The following is a 14,981-nucleotide window of genomic DNA, read 5'->3' on the forward strand; positions in this document are numbered from 1 at the left end:
AACTCCTTGCGGGTCGGGTCGGGGCGTGGGGGCGGTGGCGGTGGCGGTGGCGGTGGCGAGGGCTGGTTCAGCGGTACGAGGCTCTGGTGCGGATCCGGGAGACCGCGAGCAGCACCAGCAGGGTGGCCGTCATGAGGACCACGGCGACGGCGGAGCCGGTGAACAGGGCGCCGCGGTCGGTGGCCGCGTAGATCAGGACGGGCAGCGGGGTCCAGTCGGGCGGGTAGAGCATCATCGTGGCGCTCAGCTCGCCCATGGACAGGGCGAAGCAGAGACCGGCGGCCGCGGTCAGGGACGGCAGCAGCAGCGGCAGCCGCACCCGCCACAGGACGTGTGCCGGTGAGGCGCCCAGCGACGCGGCGGCCTGTTCGTAGGCCGGGTCGAGGCGGGTGAGCGCGGCGGAGACGGACTGGTGGGCGAAGGCGGTCACCAGCACGGTGTGGGCGATGATCACGATCCAGCGGGTGCCGTTGAGCAGCATCGGCGGCTGGGAGAAGGCGACCAGGGTGGCGAGTCCCACGACGACGGAGGGCACGGCGAGGGGCAGCACGAACAGGGCGTCGACCGCCTTGCGGTACCGCTGTTCCAGCGCCGCCGCGGCGAGGGCGGCCCAGGTGCCGGCCGCCAGCGCGACCAGGCTGGCGGTGACGGCGGTGACCAGGCTGGTGGTGAGCGCCTGGAGGGCCTCGCCGCGGGTGGCGGCCGCGTAGTGGGCGGTGGTCGGTCCCGAGGGCAGCACGCCGGACCAGTGGGTGGCGAAGGAGGCACCGAGGACGACCAGCAGGGGCAGGGCGAACAGGGGCAGGAAGAGGAGGAGGAAGAGGGCCCACACGGCCCACCTCGCCCCGCGGCTATGCACGAGCACGGCGGCTCACCACCCGGTAGAGGCCGTAGAGGCCCACGGAGATCAGGACGTTGACGACGGCGACCACGCAGGCACCCGGGTAGTCGGACTCCAGGATCGCCTTGCCGTAGACGAGGGTCGGCAGGGTCGTGACGCCCTTGGCGCCGGTGAACAGGACGATGCCGAACTCGTTGAGGCACAGGACGAGGACCAGGCTGCCGCCGGCCGCGAGCGCGGGCAGCGCCTCCGGCAGGATGATCCGCCGGACGACGCGCGGAGCGCGGGCGCCCAGCGAACCGGCGGCCTCCAGCTGGGCGGTGTCCAGCTGGGAGAAGGCGGCGAGCAGCGGACGCATCACGAACGGGGTGAAGTACGTGATCTCGGCGAGCAGTACGCCCCACGGCGTGGTGAGGAACCGGAACGGCCCCTCCGCCGCTCCCGTCACGTCGGTCCACACGCCGTTGGCCATGCCGACCGTGCCGTAGACGAAGAGCAGGGCGAGGGTGATCAGGAAGGACGGGAAGGAGAGGAAGACGTCGACGAACCGGGCCACCGCCCGCGCCCCCGGGAACGGCACGAACGCGATGACCAGCGCGAGCACGAACCCGAGGAGCAGGCACCCGGCGGTGGCGGCGAGGGCCAGCCACACGGTGGTCCACAGCGCCTCCCGGAAGGCGGTGGAGGCGAGGACGTCGGCGTACGGCTCCAGGGAGGTGCCGCCGGTGTCCGGCTGGAAGGACTGCTGGACGACGAGGGCGAGGGGGTAGAGGAAGAAGAGCGCGAGGAGGGCCACGGGCGGCAGGGCCCACAGGTACGCCGCTTTACTCCTCATCGGCGCTCACCCCCGCGGGCAGCAGCACCGCGTCGTCGGGGGCGAAGTGCAGGGTGACCTCGTCGCCGTGGGCGGGCGGGTCCCGCAGTTCCCGCACGTCGGCCATGACGCGGTGGCCCGCGACGTCGACGTACAGCCGGTGCGTCGCGCCCCGCCACTGGATCTCCCCCACCGTCCCGGTGAACCGGTTGGGCCCGGGACCCTCACCGATCCCGACGAGGTGCGGGCGTACGCACAGGGTCGCCGAGGCGCCCGGCGCGACGCCCCGGCTGTCGAGTTCCAGCTTCGCCCGCCCCAGCAGCGCCCCGCCGGGCCGCACCGTCACCGGCAGGAGGTTCGCGTTGCCGACGAAGGACGCCGTGAAGGCGTTGGCCGGCGCCCGGTACAGCTCGCGCGGGGTGCCGCAGGCCTGGAGGCGGGCCCTGTCCATCACCGCGATCCGGTCGGCGAGGGTGAGGGCCTCCACCTGGTCGTGGGTGACGTAGAGGATCGACACGTCGGGCAGCTCGCGGTGGAGCCGGGCCAGTTCGGCGAGCATCCCGGAGCGCAGTTGGGCGTCGAGCGCGGACAGTGGTTCGTCCAGGAGCAGGACGCCGGGCCGGATGGCCAGCGCGCGGGCGATGGCGACGCGCTGCTGCTGGCCGCCGGACAGCTCGCGGGGGTGGCGTCGGGCGTAGGCGCCCATGCCGGTCATGTCCAGCGCTTCGGCGACCCGTGCCCGGACCTCGGCCCGGGGGACCTTGCGGGCGCGGAGTCCGAAGGCGACGTTCTCCTCGACCCGCATGTGCGGGAACAGGGCGTACTGCTGGACGACCATGCCGATGCCGCGCCGGTGCGGGGGCAGGCCGGTGACGTCGCGGTCGCCGAGGAACACCCGCCCCGAGGCGGGCCGTACGAACCCGGCGACCGCCCGCAGCGCGGTGGTCTTGCCGGATCCGGACGGCCCGAGCAGCGCCATGACCTCGCCGGGTTCCACGGTGAGGTCCAGGGCGTCGAGGACGACGTTGCCGTCGTAGGCGACGGTGACCCGGTCGAAGCGGATGCCGCAGGCGGGGCGGGCGGCCATCAGCCGGCTCCGCGCAGCAGGGCGGGCAGGTCGGCGACGGAGTCGAGGACGTGGGTCGCGCCCGCCTCACGGAGGGCGTCGTCGCCGTGGGCCCCGGTCCGCACCCCGGCGACCAGTCCGGCACCGGCCCGTACCCCGCTGAGCACGTCGTACGAGGTGTCGCCGACGACGGCGACCTGCCGTACGGCATCGGCGGCGCCGGTGCGCAGGAACGCCGTCAGCACCATGTCCGGGTGGGGGCGTCCGCGTCCGCCGGCGTCGGCGGGGCACAGGGTGAGCGGCACCAGGCCGCGCCAGCCGAGCGCGTCGAGGATGGCGTCCTGGGTGACGCGGGCGAATCCGGTGGTGAGGACGACGGTGCGGCCGTCGGCGGCCAGTTCCTCGACGGCCTCGCGGGCGCCGGGTACGGGGGCGATCAGGCCGCCGCCGACGAGGGCGCCGTACGCCTGCTCGAAGGCGGCGTTGGCATGCCGGGCGCGGTCCTCGTCGCCGAACAGGTGCCGGAAGACGGAGATCTTGGACTCGCCCATGGTGGCGCGGACGTGGGCGAGCTTCTCGGCGTGGTCCGGGGTGCCGGGTTCGACGCCCAGGGCGCGGGCGGCGGTGTCGAAGGCACGCTCGACGAGGCCGCCGTCGGCGACGGTGGTGCCGGCCATGTCGAGGACGACGAGGCGGATGTCGGGGGCGGGCGTCGTGTCGGTCGTGGGTGTCGTGTCGGTCGTGGGTGTCGTGTCGGTCGTGGGTGTCGTGTCGGTCGTGGGTGTCGTGTCGGTCGTGGGTGTCGTGTCGGTCGTGGGTGTCGTGTCGGTCGTGGGTGTCATGGGTGTCACCAGCCCAGTTCGTTCGCGGTGGTCTCGGCTATCGCGGGCGAGCAGGTCATGCCGCGCCCGCCGGGCCCGGTGACCAGCCACACGCCGTCGCGCACCCGCTGCCGGTGCACGACCCGGCTCTTGTCGGTGCACTGCGCGTACACCCCGGCCCAGCGGCGGCGGATCGTGGGCAGCGGGCGGCCGAGGAGGGACTCGACGACGCCGGTGAGGTGCTCGTAGGGGTCCTCGACGGTGTCGAAGTCGAAGGGGTGGTCGTACGCGTGGGTGTCGCCGATGGTCAGGCCGCCGTCGGCGCGCTGGACCATCAGCAACTGCATGCGGTGCTCGGCGGCGGTGGCGGGCTGCGGCTGCCGGGCGTTCAGCTCGTCCAGGGCGGGCGAGCCGTAGGCGGGGTAGTAGCGGAAGCTGTCGGCGTCGGCGACCGAGGTGGTGAGCGGTTCGCCGAGGGGGTCGGTCTGCATCATCTGGAGGCGGACGCGGCGCACCGGCAGGTCGGGGCCGGCCAGCTCGCGGACGAGGCCGCCGAGCCAGGCGCCGGTGCACAGGACGACGGCGTCGCCGGTGTGCGTGTCGCCGTGGTCGTCGCGGACGGCGTGTTCGCCGACGACGTCGCGGACCTCGCGGCCGGGCAGGAAGGTGTAGCGCGGGGACCTGCCCAGTTCCGCGCGCAGGGCGAGCTGTGCGGTGCGCGGTTCGACGGCGGCGTCGCGCTCGCAGTACAGCGCGGCGTCGAACGCGCCGCGCAGGGCCGGGTTCAGGGCGCGAGCCTCGCCGGGGGTGAGGAGCTTGTGGCCGCGGGCGGCGGCGTCCGGGCGGGCGAGCGCCGCCTCGGCGACGGCGCGCTCCAGATCGCCGCGGAGCGGGGTCAGGGAGCCGTTCGGGCGGAAGCCCAGCGCCGGGATCCGGCCGCCGAGCTCCTCCCACAGCTCCCGGGCCCGCAGCGCGGTCTCCAGCTCCTCCCCGCCTGCTCGGCCACTGACCCAGATCTGGCCGAAATTGCGCAGCGAGGCACCACGGGCCTCGGTCTCGCGCTCGATCTGTACGACCTCGTGGCCGCGGTTCACTGCGTGCCAGGCGTGCATGGTGCCCACCACGCCGGCTCCGACGACTATGACTTTCACGACCGCCACGCTCCTTTGCATCGGGGAACCGGAGGAATCCGGCCGACGACGAGAGCGTGAACTGGCCATCACGTTTGGGCTAGACCCGTTATCCACTCGTTATCAATATGGAGGACGGATGAGGGGATGTGAGGCGGAATGAGTGCGTACGAGAGGCGGATGAGGGGCGGTTTTCAGCCGCGCAGATGGGTGGTGAAGGAGAAGCGGTCGCCCCGGTAGAGCGTGCGCACCCGCTCCAGCGGGCGTCCCCCGGTGTCGCGGGAGACACGGTGGATGAGCAGCATCGGGAGGGCCGGCGGGGTGCCGATGAGCAGGGCCTCGCGCGGGGTGGCGAGCACGGTCTCGATGCGTTCGTCGGCGTCCCCGAAGGCGATGCCCTGCTCGGCGAGGTGGGCGTAGAAGGAGGAGTCGGGGTCGAAGGCGGTGTCCAGGTCGGGGATGCGGGCCACGGCTACGTAGGTGCTCTCGAGCCCGACCCGCTCGTCGTCGGCGAGCAGTACGCGCTCCAGGTGCCAGACGGGCTCCCCGCGCGTGAGGCCGGTCTCGGCGGCGAGCACGTCGGGGCAGGGGAAGCGGTCGAGGGTGACGAGCGCACGACCGGGGGTGCGCCCCTGGCGCCGGACGCCCTCCGTGTAGCTGGCCAGGGACAGCGGCTGCGCCAGCTTGGGGCCCGCGACCACGGTGCCGCGTCCCTGCCGGCGCAGTTTGCCCTCCAGCACGAGTTCGCGCAGGGCCTGCCGCACGGTCTCGCGGGCAACCTCGTAGCGCTCGGCCAGGTCCCGCTCGGTGGGGATGGCGCGGCCCTCCCCGAGTGCGCCGACGAGGCGGTCGATCCGTGCCTTGACGGCGTAGTACTTCGGCACGCGGCCGTGCTCGGGGATCCCGGAGCGGACGGGGGCGCCGGGGGCCTGGTCGTTCGGATAGTCCACGCAGGGATGGTCGCAGACACGGCAGACGGGAGCTGACCGGGCCGACCCGGCCGACCCGGCCAACTCGGGCCGACGAGCCGACCCGGGCCGACGGAGCGGACCCGGGCTCGGTCAGGTCTCACCCGGGGGCGACGGCGCGGTGGCGTCCGCAGGGTCCCGGTGCCGGGCCACATGGGGCGAGCCGGGTCACGCGGGCAGGTCGTCGACGGACGGGACACCGGTGCACCCGGCTCCGCCCGGCGGCCAGGCCCGCCCGGGTCGGCCCTGCTCGATCCCGGGAGGCCCGGGGCGGCGCCTGGTCATCCGGGGCAAACCTGCTCGATCCCCCGGCAGCCCGGGACCGCACCCGGCCACCCGGAACAGACCTACTCGATCCCCCGGCAGCCCGGGACCGCACCCGGCCACCCGGAACAGACCTGCTCGATCCCCCGGCAGCCCGGGACCGCACCCGGCCACCCGGAACAGACCTACTCGATCCCCCGGCAGCCCGGGACCGCACCCGGCCACCCGGAACAGACCTGCTCGATCCCCCGGCAGCCCGGGACCGCACCCGGTCACCCGGAACAGACCTGCTCGATCCCCCGGCGGCCCGGGGCCGCACCCGGTCGGTCGGGGCAGACCTACTCGGCCCGGGGCCGCACCCGAGCGCCCAGGTCAGACCCGCTCGCCCCGGGGCGGCACCCGGACGCCCTGGTCGGCTCAGCCGCCGTCCCCCCGGCCGAACAGCGGCGCGAGCAGCAGTTGGGCCGCGCCCTCCGCCACCCCGCGGGTCCCGCCCGGCGCGAGCCGCACCGGTACGGCGTCGTCCTGACCGCCCTCGCGCCGGGCACGGGCGTCGAGGACCGCGCCGACGCCGTGCACGAAGGCCCCGGGGGCGGCGGCGACGGTACGGCCGCCCAGCAGCACCAGGTCGATGTCCAGCAGCCCGGCGAGGTTCGCGGCGCCCGTGCCGAGCACCCTCGCCGCCTCCGCGAGGTCCCCGCGGGCGACGGCGGCCAGGCACAGGGCCTCTATGCAACCGCGGGCACCGCAGGTGCAGGGCGGCCCGTCCAGCTGGACGACCTGGTGCCCGAACTCGCCGGCACCGGTCCGGGCGCCGCGGTGCACGCCGCCGCCGAAGACGAGGCCCGCGCCGAGCCCGGTGCCGAGGTGCAGGTAGGCGAAGGAGCCGCCGTCGCCGCCCCGCTCGCCGCCCCGCTCGCCGCCCGCGCCGCCGACCGCGAGGCCGAGCGCCGCCGCGTTGGTGTCCTTGTCGACGACGACCGGCACGCCCAGCCGCCGCGCCAGCGCGTCCCGCAGCGGGTAGCCGTCCCACTCCGGGAAGCCGGTGACCCGGTGCAGGACACCCCGGACGTGGTCGAGGGGCCCCGGGAGGGCCACACCGAGCCCGAGGAGGGTGGGCGCGACGACGAGGGCACCGCCCGGCGGCCCTACGCCCTCCGCCCCAGGGGGCCGCGACCCGGCGGGGGGCCGCGACCCGTCAGCGGACCGCGACCCGGCAGGGGGCCGCAACCCGGCGGAGGGCCACGACCCGGCGGAGGACCGCAACCCGGCAGCGGACCGCGCCCCGGCCGCAGGCCACGACCCGGCGGGGGCCACGACCCGGCGGAGGACCGCAACCCGTCAACGGACCGCGCCCCGGCAGCAGGCCGCGACCCGGCGGGGGCGGGCGGTCCCAGCGCCTCCGCCACGGTTTCCTCCGCCGCCCGCGCCACCTCGTCCAGCACGGTCTCCGCGCCCGCGCCCAGGTCCAGCGGAGCGCGCCGCTCCGCCACCACGGTGCCGTCGAGGTCGACCAGCACCGCCCGCAGTTCGTCCCGGTCCAGGTGGACGCCGAGGGCGTGGCCCGCCTCGGGGACCAGGCGCAGTACCGTGCGCGGCTTGCCGCCGGTGGACGCGCGGCGTCCGGCCTCGGCGGCCAGGCCCTCGCCGCGGAGCCGGGCGGTGATCTTGCTGACGGCCTGCGGGGTGAGCCCGGTGCGCTCGGCGAGTTCCAGCCGGCTGATGCCCTCCGCGCCGGCGGTGCGCAGCAGGTCGAGCACGAGGGCGGTGTTGTGGCTGCGCAGGGCGAGGAGGTTGGCGCCCCCCGCCGCTCCCCGCATGCCGCCACCGGCGCCGACGCCACCCCCGGCACCGCCCGCGCCGGTCCCCGTACCTCCGCCGTTCGTCCTGTCCACGCCCCCATTGTCCCCGGCGCTTGCACTTTGGCAACACCGTTGCGAAAGTAGGACGCATGACTGGTACTCCTTCCGGCACTCCCCCGCTGCGCGTCGGCCTCGTCGGCTACGGGCTCGCGGGTTCCGTCTTCCACGCCCCGCTGATCGCCGCCACCGAGGGCCTGGCCCTGGACACGGTCGTCACGTCGAACGAGGAGCGGCAGCGCCAGGCCCGCGCCGAGTTCCCGGACGTGCGGACCGTCGCCACGCCGGACGAGCTGTTCGACCGGGCCGCCGAGCTGGACCTGGTCGTCGTCGCGTCCCCGAACAAGACGCACGTACCGCTCGCGACGCGCGCCCTGGAGGCCGGTCTGCCGGTCGTGGTGGACAAGCCGGTGGCGGGCACGGCGGCCGAGGCGCGCGAGCTGGCGGCGCTGGCCGAGGCGCGCGGTCTGCTGCTCTCCGTCTTCCAGAACCGCCGCTGGGACAACGACTTCCTCACCCTGCGCCACCTGCTCGCCGAGGGCGCGCTGGGCGACGTGTGGCGCTTCGAGTCCCGCTTCGAGCGCTGGCGGCCGAAGCCGAAGGGCGGCTGGCGCGAGTCCGGCGACCCGGCGGAGATCGGGGGACTCCTGTACGACCTCGGCAGCCACGTCGTCGACCAGGCGCTGGTCCTCTTCGGCCCGGTCACCCAGGTGTACGCCGAGTCCGTGGTCCGGCGGGCGGGCGCGGAGGCGGACGACGACACGTTCCTCGCGCTCACGCACGCGAACGGCGTCCGCTCCCACCTGCACGTCTCCTCCACCGCCGCGCAGCTCGGCCCGCGTTTCCGGGTGCTCGGCTCGAAGGCGGGGTACGTCAAGCACGGCCTCGACCCGCAGGAGGCGGCGCTGCGCGAGGGCAAGCGGCCGGGCCCGGGCTGGGGCGAGGAGGACGAGTCGCTGTGGGGCCGCGTCGGTTCCGGCGAGTCCCCGCTGACCGGCGGCGGGCAGGTGGAGGCGACGGTCGCGGGCGACTACCCCGCGTACTACGCGGCGGTGGCGAAGGCGCTGCGCGAGGGCGGCCCGAACCCGGTGGACGCCCGGGACGCGGCCGCCGCCCTGGACGTGCTGGAGGCGGCCCGCCGCTCCGCCCGCGACTCCGTGGTGGTGACCCTGTGAGCGGCGCGCGGACGACACCGACCGTGGCGGAGCTGGAGGAGCAGGAGCGCCGCCTGGTCTTCCGCCGGTTCACGAACGACGACGCGTGGGCGCTGGGTTCCCTCCTGGTGGAGCTGGCCCGTGAGCGCGGGGCGCCGGTCGCGATCGACATCCACCGGGCCGGCCAGCAGCTCTTCCACGCCGCCCTGCCGGGTGCCACGCCGGACAACGACGCCTGGATCGCCCGCAAGCGCCGGGTCGTGGAGCGGTACGGCTCGGCGTCGTACCTGGTCGGCTCGCGTTTCCGGGCCAAGGGCACGACCTTCGAGGAGTCCTCCCGGCTCGACCTCGACACGTACGCGGCGCACGGCGGATCCTTCCCGGTCACCGTCGCCGACGTCGGTGTGGTCGGCGCGGTGACGGTGTCGGGCCTGCCGCAGGTGGAGGACCACCGGCTCGTGGTGGCGGCGCTGGAGCGGTTCCTCGGCGAGTAGCCCGTACGGCCCTGTCCGGCGTACTCGAGGAATCAGCAGTGGGTACCCGTGGTTGGCAGGCAGTTACCGAGGTTGATCACCGTGCTCACCGGAGGATTCGCGACGATGAACGAGACGACGGCTTCCCTGAAGGACTCGATCGGACGGTACGGCGTCTGGAACGCCGCCCTGCGCGCGGAGGCCCCAGAAGGTGCCGGTGAACGCGCCGAGGCGGCGGCCGAGTTGGAGCGGCTCGGGTTCGGTGCCCTGTGGCTGGGCGGCAACAGCGCCGCCCGGCACGCCGCCCCGCTGATCGGGGCGACCTCGCGGATCGTGGTCGGCACCAGCATCCAGAGCATCTGGGAGCACAAGGCGTCCGAGGCGGCGGCGGGCTTCGCCGAGCTGGAGGTGTCCCACCCGGGCCGCTTCCTGCTCGGGCTCGGCGTGAGCCACGGCCCGAGTGTGAAGGGGTACAGCCGCCCGTACTCGACGATGGTCGGCTACCTGGACGAGCTGGACCGGGCGGGGATGCGGTCCGAGCACCGGGTGCTGGCCGCGCTCGGCCCGAAGATGCTGGACCTGTCCCGGGACCGGGCGGCGGGTGCCATCCCGTACCTGGTCACGCCCGAGCACACCGCGCAGGCCCGCGAGCGCCTCGGCGACGGCCCGCTGCTGGCCCCGGAGTTCAAGGTCGTCCTCGACTCCGACCCGTCCCGCGCCCGCGCGACGGCCCGCGCCTATCTGGCCATGTACCTGAAGCTGCCGAACTACACCAGGAACTTCCTGAACCTCGGCTTCACCGACGCGGACGTCACCGGCGGCGGCAGCGACCGCCTCATCGACGCCGTGTTCGCCTGGGGCGACGACGCCACGATCCGCGCCCGCATCGACGCCTTCCACGCCGCGGGCGCCGACCATGTCGCCCTCCAGCTGGTGGAGGACGACATGACCCGCCTCCCGAGGGAGGGCTGGCGCCGCCTCGCTTCGCTACTGGGCTGAGTCGAGGCGCCCCGAAGGGGCGCGGGGAACTGCGCGATCAACCACGACGCACGCGCAGCCGCCGATCACCCCCCGCCCCCGCCCCGTCAGGCGTCCTTCAGCTCCTGCCGCTGCCGCCCCAGCCCCTCGACCTCCAGCTCGACCACGTCCCCCGCCCGCAGGTACGGCTTCGGCTCGGGCTGCCCCATGGCCACCCCCGCCGGTGTCCCGGTGTTGATGACGTCACCGGGGCGCAGCACCATGAACCGGCTGACGTACCGCACGACCTCTCCCACGGGGAAGATCTGCTCCGCGGTCGTGCCGTCCTGCTTCAGCTCGCCGTTCACCCACAGCCGCAGGGACAGCCGCTGCGGGTCGGGCACCTCGTCCGCGGTGACCAGCCACGGGCCCAGCGGGTTGAACGTCTCGCAGTTCTTGCCCTTGTCCCAGGTCCCGCCCCGCTCGATCTGGAACTCCCGCTCGGACACGTCGTGCGCGACGGCGTACCCGGCGACGCACGCGAGGCCCTCCTGCGCCGACTCCAGGTAGCGGGCCGTGCGCCCGATGACGACCGCCAGCTCCACCTCCCAGTCGGTCTTGACGGACCCGCGCGGCACGAGCACCGTGTCGTGCGGCCCGACCACCGTGTCCGGCGCCTTGAAGAAGACGACGGGCTCGGCGGGCGGCTCGGCCCCGGTCTCGCGGGCGTGGTCGTGGTAGTTCAGCCCGATGCACACGATCTTGCCGATGCGTCCCACCGGCGGTCCGACGCGCAGCCCGGTGGCGTCGAGGACGGGCAGCCCACCGGCATCGGCGGCGGACCGTACCCGGTCGAGCGCGCTGTCGTCGGCGAGCAGTGCTCCGTCGATGTCCGGCACGACGCCGGACAGGTCTCGCAGGGTCCCGTCGGCGTCGAGCAGCGCGGGCCGCTCGGAACCCGCCGTACCGACTCGCAACAGCTTCATGATCCCCAACTCCTCGATCGCGGGCAGCCCGCCCGACGAGCGCGACCTGAGTGCGGCAGCGACGCGACAAGCATCGGAGGACTGTTCGATCCTCCAAGGTCGGGGTCCACTCCGCAATCCCCCGTTCACGTACTGGACCGTAGCCGCGCGCGTCGGCCGTGCGGGGACACGCGCGTCAGCCGTGCGTGGGCACGCGCGTGGGCCGTGCGTGGGTCGTGCGTCGGCGTGTGTGGGCCTCGTCTCGGGGCGGCCCGCGTTCAGCGGTGGAGCACGGCCCGCTCGACGGCGCTCCACGTCGTACTGGTGACGACGTACAGCGCGGCGGCCAACGGCACCACGGCCACGGTGACGAGCGTGAAGAAGGACATGAACGGCATGACCCTGGTGATCGCGCCCAGCCCCGGCGCCTGCTGTCCGTCCGTCCCGCCGGCGCCCGGCGGCACCGGGTTCGCGGCCATCGTCCGCCGGGTGAGCCGGTAGCTGAAGAGGGCCACCCCGGCGACGAACACGAACAGCACGGCGTAGACCAGCCCCGCGCCTCCGAACGGCCCCGCCCCGCCGAGCGCGTCGGCCCAGCGCCCGCCGAGCGGGGCGTCGAGGAGCCGGTGCGAGAGGAGGGCGTTGGCCTCGCCGCCGATGGAGGAGCTGGAGAAGAGGTGGTAGAGGAGGAAGAAGGCGGGGAGCTGGAACAGGCTGGGCAGGCAGCCGGACAGCGGGGACACCTTCTCCTCGGCGTGCAGTTCGAGGACGGCCCGCTGGAGTCTCTCGGGGTTCTTCGCGTGCTTGCGGCGCAGTTCGGCGATCCGCGGCTGGAGCGCGGTGCGTGCCTTCTGCCCGCGGGCGGCGGCCCGGGACAGCGGGTGCACCAGCAGCCGTACGAGGGCGGTGAACAGGACGATGGCGGCGGCCGCGGCCGAGGCGCCGAACAGGGGCTGGAGCAGGTCGGCGAGGCGCTCGACCAGGCTGGCGAAAACGGACATGGGTGGGTGAGCCCTCCGGGGGTCTCGTCGTGCCGGGTGGAGATGGGGCGGCATGACGACACGACCGGCGCGGGGCCAGGTGTGGAAGAAGTTCGCTGGGCCCTACGCGGTGGTCGCCGGGAGGGCGTGACCGGGTGCTCGGGGCCGGCGGCGGCCGGGGGCGTCGGGGTCGCGTTGCGGCAGGAAGGCCGTACGCAGGTCCCGGTCCCTGATGGCCGTACGCACCCGGGTGCGCGGCACGGCGGGCGCGCAGCGTGCGGCGATGACGGCGCAGACGGCGAGCGCGGCCCCGGCCGCGGCGGTCGCGGCGAGCGCGACGGTGGCGGAGAGGCTGCCGACGTCGACGAGCGCGACGGGCAGGAGGACCAGCAGCAGGACGAAGAGGGGGCGGGGGCGGAGCACCGGGCGGAGCACGGGGGCGAGGGCCCGGCGGTTCCGGTTCGTCGGCGGCATCGGCAACTCCTCCTCCCGCGCGCGTGTTTGCCCCAGTTATACAGGACGCCGGGGCGCGGGCCCCTGCTCGGTCTCGACCGGCTGGAGCAGCCGCCGGGGGCCGAGCAGCGCCCGGCTGACCGGGTCCGCCGGGTCGGGGGCGAGTCCGGGTCCCGGCCGCATGTCGATGTCGCGCACGGCGACGAGGGTTCCGCAGGTGGGGCAGGCGCCGTGGGGACTGAGTTCGGTGCCGCAGTCGGCGTGCCAGAAGGTGCGCATCGGCTCGCCGCCGAGCTGCTCGCGCCCCCAGACGCCGAGCGCGCGCAGGGCGGGCCACAGGGCGATGCCGCGGTCGGTGAGGACGTACTCGTCCCGGGGCGGCGACTCCTGGTACCTGCGCTTCTCCAGGATTCCCTCGGCGGTGAGCGCCTGGAGGCGGTTGGCCAGGACGGCGCGCGGGATGCCGAGGTGGACGAGGAAGTCGTTGTAGCGCCGGACGCCGTAGAGCGCGTCGCGGATCACCAGCAGCGTCCACCGTTCGCCGACGACCTCCAGTGCGCGGGCGATCGAGCACTCCTGCGTCGCGTAGTCCTTGCCCAGTGCCATGCCGTCCACTGTAGCCACTTTCTCCCACTAGGTTCATTCACCGAACCAGCAGTGCTAGGTTGGGCCGCCCGACTCAGTTCATTGACCGAACCAACCCAGAGCGGACGGCCAGCCATGACCGAGACCGGCACGGACTCCCCGACGACCCCGACGACTTCGACCGCCCCGACCACCGCGACCCCGGCGTCCACGGCCGCCGCCGCTGCCCCGCCGGAACGGGCCTCGCCGCCCCCGCACCCGGGTCGCACCCTCGCGCTGACCAGCGCCGCGACCGCCGTCGCCCTGATGGCGTTCACCGCGCCGATGGTCACGCTCCCCGAGACGGCCGCCGACCTGCACACCCCGCTGTCCGCCCAGGCCTGGCTGCTGAACGGCACCCCGCTGGGCCTCGCCGCCCTGCTCCTGGTGGCCGGCAGCCTGGCCGACGACTACGGGCGCCGCCGCCTCTTCGTCTCCGGCACGCTGGCCCTCGGCGTCACCACCGTCCTCGGCGCCTTCGCGTCCACGACCTGGCTGTTCACGCTGGCCCGCATCGCCCAGGGCGCGGCGAGCGCGGCGTTGCTGGCCAGCAGCCTCGGCCTGCTCGTCCACGCCTTCCCGACGCCGGCCGGACGGCTGCGCGCGACCGGGGTGTGGGGCGCCTTCGTGAGCGGCGGCATAGCCGTGGGCCCGGTACTCGTCGGGGCGTTCCCCGACTGGCGGGTGGCGCACGGCATCCTCGGCGCCGCCGCACTGGTGGTGGGGGGACTCGGCGCGCGGGCCCTGTCGGAGTCGCGCTCACCGCGGGAGGGCCGGCCGGACTTCGCCGGGGCGCTGACGTTCGGACCGGCGCTGGTCGCGCTGGTGGCGGCGCTGACGCTGGGCCGCGACGGGTGGCTGCGGGCGCCGGTGGGGCTGCTGCTGGCGGCGACCGTGCTCCTCGGCGCCCTGTTCGTCGTACTGGAGCGCCGCGCGGCCACCCCCATGATCGACCTGTCGCTGCTGCGCCGCCCGCTCTTCCTGGCGTCCTCCGCGGGCGGACTGTTCACGGGCCTGTCGGTGCTCGGCCTGTTCAGCTTCCTGCCGACGGTGCTCCAGCGGGCGCTCGGCCTGTCCCCCATGGACACGGCCCTGCTCTCCCTGCTCTGGGCCGGTCTCGCCTTCGCGGTGGCCCTCCAGGTCCGCCGCATCGTCCACCGCGTCCCGCCCCGCCACCAACTGGTCGTCGGTTTCGTCCTGCACGCGGCCGGCGTCCTGACCATGCTCGGCGCGGTCGGCGCGGGCTCCTGGGCCCGCCTGCTGCCCGGCCTCGTCCTGGCGGGCGTCGGCAGCGGCCTGCTGAACGCCGCGCTGCCCCTGCTCGCGGTGGAGTCGGTACCGGCGGCCCGCGCGGCGATGGGCTCGGGCGCGCAGCAGACGTTCCGCTACATCGGCTCGTGCGCCGGGGTCGCGCTGACGATCGCGATCGCGACGTCGGCGGGGAGCCCGGGGGCGGGCACGGACGTGGCGCTGTGGGTGTCGGCGGGGCTGGCGGTGGCGGCGGCCGTGCTGGTGGGAGCGCTGCGGGAACGGACCTGAGCCCCGGCGGGCGTCGGCGCCCCCGATCCCCGGTCCGCGGCCCGCGGATGGCTGACCCTCGTCACCTCGCCGC

Annotated in this window: 14 protein-coding genes and 1 pseudogene; 4 read left to right on the top strand and 11 right to left on the bottom strand. The window is 74.8% G+C overall.

Features of this window, described 5'->3' with window-relative positions; translation table 11 throughout:
* Nucleotides 1-67: 67 nt before the first annotated feature.
* From BJ961_RS31050 to BJ961_RS31080, 7 genes and pseudogenes are all read right to left on the bottom strand, one after another.
* Nucleotides 68-865 (bottom strand): ABC transporter permease, encoded by a 798-nt coding sequence (locus tag BJ961_RS31050; RefSeq protein WP_271416092.1) that lies wholly within the window; start codon nucleotides 863-865, stop codon nucleotides 68-70.
* On the bottom strand, nucleotides 852-1,676 hold the full coding sequence (locus BJ961_RS31055; RefSeq protein ID WP_271416093.1) for a 2-aminoethylphosphonate ABC transporter permease subunit: 825 nt from the start codon (nucleotides 1,674-1,676) through the stop codon (nucleotides 852-854). Before BJ961_RS31055 ends, BJ961_RS31050 begins: the two co-directional genes overlap by 14 nt.
* Nucleotides 1,666-2,742: an ABC transporter ATP-binding protein gene (locus BJ961_RS31060; protein WP_271416094.1), complete on the bottom strand. Its 1,077-nt coding sequence runs from the start codon at nucleotides 2,740-2,742 to the stop codon at nucleotides 1,666-1,668. Before BJ961_RS31060 ends, BJ961_RS31055 begins: the two co-directional genes overlap by 11 nt.
* Nucleotides 2,742-3,563 carry an HAD family hydrolase gene (locus BJ961_RS31065; protein WP_271416095.1) on the bottom strand — a complete coding sequence of 274 codons (822 nt, stop codon included), beginning with the start codon at nucleotides 3,561-3,563 and terminating at the stop codon, nucleotides 2,742-2,744. The genes BJ961_RS31060 and BJ961_RS31065 overlap by 1 nt, the downstream gene beginning before the upstream one ends.
* A gap of 5 nt (nucleotides 3,564-3,568) precedes the next feature.
* On the bottom strand, nucleotides 3,569-4,714 hold the full coding sequence (locus BJ961_RS31070; protein ID WP_271416096.1) for a TIGR03364 family FAD-dependent oxidoreductase: 1,146 nt from the start codon (nucleotides 4,712-4,714) through the stop codon (nucleotides 3,569-3,571).
* A 152-nt stretch (nucleotides 4,715-4,866) separates the two neighbouring features.
* Nucleotides 4,867-5,622, bottom strand: coding sequence for a GntR family transcriptional regulator (locus BJ961_RS31075; protein WP_271416097.1), 756 nt, complete (start codon nucleotides 5,620-5,622; stop codon nucleotides 4,867-4,869).
* Nucleotides 5,623-6,321: 699 nt separating this feature from the next.
* A pseudogene (locus BJ961_RS31080) lies at nucleotides 6,322-7,724 on the bottom strand (ROK family protein).
* A 131-nt stretch (nucleotides 7,725-7,855) separates the two neighbouring features.
* On the opposite strand from BJ961_RS31080, the gene BJ961_RS31085 reads away from it, so the two are divergent.
* From BJ961_RS31085 to BJ961_RS31095, 3 genes are all read left to right on the top strand, one after another.
* Nucleotides 7,856-8,938 carry a Gfo/Idh/MocA family oxidoreductase gene (locus BJ961_RS31085; protein ID WP_271416098.1) on the top strand — a complete coding sequence of 361 codons (1,083 nt, stop codon included), beginning with the start codon at nucleotides 7,856-7,858 and terminating at the stop codon, nucleotides 8,936-8,938.
* Nucleotides 8,935-9,411, top strand: a complete 477-nt coding sequence (locus BJ961_RS31090) for a heme-degrading domain-containing protein (protein WP_271416099.1) — start codon at nucleotides 8,935-8,937, stop codon at nucleotides 9,409-9,411. Before BJ961_RS31085 ends, BJ961_RS31090 begins: the two co-directional genes overlap by 4 nt.
* A 105-nt stretch (nucleotides 9,412-9,516) precedes the next feature.
* Nucleotides 9,517-10,389: an LLM class F420-dependent oxidoreductase gene (locus tag BJ961_RS31095; RefSeq protein ID WP_271416100.1), complete on the top strand. Its 873-nt coding sequence runs from the start codon at nucleotides 9,517-9,519 to the stop codon at nucleotides 10,387-10,389.
* An 86-nt stretch (nucleotides 10,390-10,475) separates the two neighbouring features.
* On the opposite strand, the gene BJ961_RS31100 is transcribed toward BJ961_RS31095, so the two are convergent.
* The 4 genes from BJ961_RS31100 to BJ961_RS31115 all read right to left on the bottom strand — a co-directional run bounded on the left by BJ961_RS31100 (nucleotide 10,476) and on the right by BJ961_RS31115 (nucleotide 13,351).
* Entirely contained in the window at nucleotides 10,476-11,333 is an 858-nt protein-coding gene (locus BJ961_RS31100; protein WP_271416101.1) for a fumarylacetoacetate hydrolase family protein, read from the bottom strand.
* Between the two features lie 257 nt (nucleotides 11,334-11,590).
* Nucleotides 11,591-12,313: a YidC/Oxa1 family membrane protein insertase gene (locus BJ961_RS31105; protein WP_271416102.1), complete on the bottom strand. Its 723-nt coding sequence runs from the start codon at nucleotides 12,311-12,313 to the stop codon at nucleotides 11,591-11,593.
* Between the two features lie 102 nt (nucleotides 12,314-12,415).
* On the bottom strand, nucleotides 12,416-12,766 hold the full coding sequence (locus BJ961_RS31110; protein ID WP_271416103.1) for a DUF6412 domain-containing protein: 351 nt from the start codon (nucleotides 12,764-12,766) through the stop codon (nucleotides 12,416-12,418).
* Nucleotides 12,767-12,802: 36 nt separating this feature from the next.
* Nucleotides 12,803-13,351 (bottom strand): winged helix-turn-helix transcriptional regulator, encoded by a 549-nt coding sequence (locus BJ961_RS31115; protein ID WP_271416104.1) that lies wholly within the window; start codon nucleotides 13,349-13,351, stop codon nucleotides 12,803-12,805.
* A 114-nt stretch (nucleotides 13,352-13,465) separates the two neighbouring features.
* Between BJ961_RS31115 and BJ961_RS31120 the strand changes: the two genes are divergently transcribed.
* Complete coding sequence (locus tag BJ961_RS31120; RefSeq protein ID WP_271416105.1) at nucleotides 13,466-14,908, top strand: MFS transporter; 1,443 nt, start codon at nucleotides 13,466-13,468, stop codon at nucleotides 14,906-14,908.
* Nucleotides 14,909-14,981: the final 73 nt, after the last annotated feature.

Origin of the sequence: Streptomyces lienomycini (genome assembly GCF_027947595.1) — a bacterium.
Classification (GTDB): Bacteria; Actinomycetota; Actinomycetes; order Streptomycetales; family Streptomycetaceae; genus Streptomyces; species Streptomyces lienomycini.